This window comes from Streptomyces sp. NPDC000983, assembly GCF_040299205.1.
Lineage (GTDB): Bacteria > Actinomycetota > Actinomycetes > Streptomycetales > Streptomycetaceae > Streptomyces.
The window spans coordinates 1-4108 of the sequence record NZ_JBEPBM010000102.1 but is presented as its reverse complement, the minus strand read 5'-3'; the positions used below and the strand labels follow the sequence as shown (position 1 = coordinate 4108).

Annotated in this window: 4 protein-coding genes; 2 read left to right on the top strand and 2 right to left on the bottom strand. The window is 71.2% G+C overall.

Annotation, left to right across the window (positions count from 1 at the left end; all coding sequences use genetic code 11):
- Positions 1–82 precede the first annotated feature (82 nt).
- Complete coding sequence (gene glgX, locus ABT296_RS38400) at positions 83–2233, bottom strand: glycogen debranching protein GlgX (protein ID WP_351934756.1); 2151 nt, start codon at positions 2231–2233, stop codon at positions 83–85.
- The gene (locus ABT296_RS38395) at positions 2230–2736 is read right to left on the bottom strand and encodes a pep a2 (RefSeq protein ID WP_351934754.1); all 507 of its coding nucleotides are present in this window, start codon (positions 2734–2736) and stop codon (positions 2230–2232) included. The genes glgX and ABT296_RS38395 overlap by 4 nt, the downstream gene beginning before the upstream one ends.
- Positions 2737–3049: 313 nt before the next feature.
- Between ABT296_RS38395 and ABT296_RS38390 the strand changes: the two genes are divergently transcribed.
- Together ABT296_RS38390 and ABT296_RS38385 are read left to right on the top strand one after the other, a co-directional pair.
- Positions 3050–3349 (top strand): DUF5133 domain-containing protein, encoded by a 300-nt coding sequence (locus ABT296_RS38390; protein WP_351934752.1) that lies wholly within the window; start codon positions 3050–3052, stop codon positions 3347–3349.
- A gap of 76 nt (positions 3350–3425) precedes the next feature.
- Positions 3426–4108, top strand: a 683-nt coding sequence (locus ABT296_RS38385) for a maltotransferase domain-containing protein (RefSeq protein WP_351934750.1), incomplete at its 3' end; no start/stop codon positions are given.

Here is a 4108-nt window from a genome sequence, read left to right as displayed (position 1 = left end):
TCGTACGGGACGGCCGGTCCCGGGACATGGAGCGGATCGTATGAAGGCCGGACGCTGGGCGGCGGACCTGGCGATGGGAGCTCTAGGGCGCGCTCCTCGTGCGGGAGGGGCGGGAGAGCAGGACCAGACTGCGGGCGGTGACCGTCATGGTGGTCGCCGCCTTGTGCTCGGTCTCGTCGGGCGCGCCGCCCTCCTCCGCGGTGTCGATCAGCGTGGTCCAGCGTTCGCCGTAGGCGCTGCCCGGGAGGTGGAAGTCGACCGGTTCCCAGTAGCTGTTGAGCAGCAGCAGGAACGAGTCGTCCACGACGGGCCGGCCGCATTGGTCGGGTTCGGCGATCGCGTCGCCGTTGAGGAACACGCCCACGCAGTGCGCGTCGGAGCGCTGCCAGTCCTCCTCGGTCATCTCGCGGGCGTCCGGCAGGAACCACACCAGGTCGGGCAGGGGCTGGCCGGCGTGGGTGACGGTCTCGCCGCGGAAGAAGCGCCGACGGCGCAGTACGGGGTGGGCGGTGCGCAGGGCGATGACATGGCGGGTGAAGTCCGCGAGGCCGCGCCGGCCCGGGTCGAGCCGCCAGTCGATCCAGGAGACCGCGTTGTCCTGGCAGTAGGCGTTGTTGTTGCCGCGCTGGGTGCGGCCGAGTTCGTCGCCGTGGCAGAGCATCGGGATGCCCTGGGAGAGCAGCAGGGTGGCGAGGAAGTTGCGCTGCTGGCGGGCGCGCAGCTCCAGCACGGCCGGATCGGTGGTGGCGCCCTCCGCGCCGCAGTTCCAGGACCGGTTGTCGCTCTCGCCGTCCCGGTTGCCCTCCCCGTTGGCCTCGTTGTGCTTGTCGTTGTACGAGACCAGGTCGCGCAGGGTGAAACCGTCGTGCGCGGTGACGAAGTTGACGCTGGCGCGCGGCCGTCGCCGGCTGTGCTGGTACAGGTCGGAGGATCCGGTCAGCCGGGAGGCGAAGTCGGCGAGGGTGTGTTCGCCGCCGCGCCAGAAGTCGCGGACGCTGTCCCGGTACCTGCCGTTCCACTCCGACCACAGCGGCGGGAAGTTGCCCACCTGGTAGCCGCCCTCGCCGACGTCCCAGGGCTCGGCGATCAGCTTGACGCGGCTGATCACCGGGTCCTGCTGGATCAGGTCGAAGAACGCCGAGAGCCGGTCCACCTCGTGGAACTGCCGGGCGAGGGTGGCCGCGAGGTCGAAGCGGAAGCCGTCGACGTGCATCTCGGTGACCCAGTAGCGCAGCGAGTCCATGATCAGCTGGAGCACGTAGGGGTGCCGCATGAGCAGGCTGTTCCCGGTGCCGGTGGTGTCGTAGTAGTGCGACCAGTCGCCGTCCACCAGCCGGTAGTAGGAGGCGTTGTCGATACCGCGGAAGGACAGGGTGGGGCCCTTCTCGTTGCCTTCGGCGGTGTGGTTGTAGACGACGTCCAGGATCACTTCGAGCCCGGCCTCGTGCAGGGTCTTCACCATCGACTTGAACTCGGCGACCTGCTGGCCCCGACTGCCGTGCGCGGCGTAGGAGTTGTGCGGCGCGAAGAAGCCGATGGTGTTGTAGCCCCAGTAGTTGGCGAGCCCCCGGTCGGTGAGCACGCCGTCCTGCACGAACTGGTGCACCGGCATCAGCTCGACGGCCGTGACCCCGAGCGAGGTCAGATGCTCGACGACCGCGGGATGCGCCAACCCGGCGTAGGTGCCGCGCAGTTCGGCGGGGACGCCGGGGTGCGTGCGGGTCAGCCCCCGGACGTGGGCCTCGTAGATGACGGTGTCCGCGTAGGGGCGGCGCGGCGGGCGGTCGTCGCCCCAGTCGAAGTAGGGGTCGGTGACCACGCCCAGCATGGTGTGCCCGGCGCTGTCGGCGGGCGACGGTCCGTGCGGGGCGCGCTCGAAGAGCGAGGGGTGGTTGTCCATCTGCCCGTCGACCGCCCGGGTGTACGGGTCGAGCAGCAGCTTCGCCGGGTTGCACCGGTGGCCCAGTTCGGGGTCCCAGGGGCCGTGCACCCGGTAGCCGTAGCGCTGGCCGGGGCCGACGCCGGGCAGGAAGCAGTGCCACACGAACCCGTCGACCTCGGCCGTCTCCACGGTGCTGTGCCGGCCCCGGTCGTCGACCAGGACCAGCTCGACCCGCTCGGCGACCTCGCTGAACAGGGCGAAGTTGGTGCCCTGGCCGTTGTAGGAGGCGCCCAACGGGTAGGGGTGCCCGCTCCAGACGGGCACCCCTGCGCGGTCCTCGCGCGCGGTCACCGCACCCCCTCCAGCACCCGGTCGGGCGATCCGGCCGGGACGTCGGCCACCGCGGCCGCCCGGGGCACCTGAAGCACCGCGCGCAGGCTCGGGTCGGGCCCCACGGGCACCAGCGGGACGCGCTCGCAGGCCCGGACGCGCCGGGAGAACCAGATGACCTTGGCTCCGGTGTCGGTGGCGCAGCAGCCCCAGCCGTCGCTGATCACGGCGATGTGCTCCAGGCAGCCGCGCAGGTCCTGGTCGGGGCGCAGGTCGTGGTCGTCGCCCGCGATGGCGGTGATCAGATGCTGGCCGTTCCACCACATCTCGATCGAGGTGTTCTTGTCCCTCGCGTGCTCGCCGATGGCGTTCAGCAGCAGTTCGGCACCGCCGCAGACGGGTTCCACGAGGTTCTCCAGATCCCAGTAACGGAGATGAGCGGCCAGGATGCGCCTGACCCGTCCGACCCGTTCGGGGCTGACTTCCACGTCGAGGTGGTAGTAGCAGGGCACTGCGGTCTTCATCGTCGTCGGCTCCTCACCGGCAACGCCCGTCGCTTCCTTCCGTCCCCGCGGGACGGGCCCCGAACGCGAAGCGTGAGCGTCGATCGCTTCTGAGTCACCTCCAGCCTGCGATCGCTACGCCATTCGTGCAACACGAGCACCGAGAGCCACCGGAGAGCGGTCGCGCGACATAGTTGAAGCTATAACAAGACGTTGGGTCACCATACGTGCACCATGTGTGGTGACCCCTATGCCCGCACGGCATCCGTGTGTCCGCACGCCCACCCCTGACCGTCCGGTGACGTGCCATGCAACCGAGAGGTGAAACGGCGTCATGTTGCTACCGGCCAAAACCGAAGTCGCCCGCCAGCTTGGGCGCTACCGGGCCTGGGAACGCGTCATGCTCGCGGCCCCCGACGACCGCTCGGCGCGGGCCACGTTCGAGGACTCGGGCTACACGCTGTGCGTGCTGATGGGCAAGCGCTGCGCGCGCGAGGCCGCGGACGCGGCCGAGCGCTATCTGCGCTCCACGGTCGGCGCCTATCTGCGTGAACAGAACGACCGCCCCCGACCGGGCGTCGCCGTCCGGCGCGGTCCACCGACCGCCAAGCGGCGTTCCCCGGCGGGCCGGTAACCCCTTCCCCGCGGCTTGAAAATCCCCGGCCGGGCCCTGTGAGGGTCCGGCCACGACTACGGCGGAGACAAAGAGCATGAAGGCAACCACGGCCATCGGCCGTGTCCCGGTACGGAACGTCCAGCCGGCCGTGGAGTGCGGCCGGCGCCCCGCGAAAGCGGTCGTGGACGAGACGTTCGAGGTGTCGGCGACCGTGTTCCGGGAGGGGCACGACGCCGTGGCCGCCAATGTCGTGCTGCGGGGTCCCGACGGGCGTCCGGGCCCGTGGACGCCGATGCGCGAGCTGGCGCCGGGGAGCGACCGCTGGGGCGCCGAGATCACCCCGACCACCGCGGGACGCTGGACCTTCCGGGTGGAAGCGTGGAGCGACCCGGTGACGACCTGGCGGCGCACCGCCCGCATCAAGGTGCCGGCCGGGATCGACACCGGTGTGGTCCTGGAGGAGGGCGCGGACCTGCTGGAGCGGGCGGCCGCCGGGGCGCCCGCCAAGCGGCGGCCGGTACTGCTCCAGGCGGTCGACACGCTCAGGGACGACTCGCTGCCGGTCGCGACCCGCCTGGCCGCCGCCTTCCGTCCCGAGGTGGAGGCGGTGCTGGCCCGTTACCCGCTGCGGGAGTTCGTGACCGCGTCCGACAAGCTGCCGCTGCTGGTGGAGCGGGAGCGTGCGCTCTACGGGGCGTGGTACGAGTTCTTCCCGCGTTCGGAGGGCACCGCGGAGGTGCCGCACGGGACGTTCCGGACGGCGGCGCGGCGGCTGCC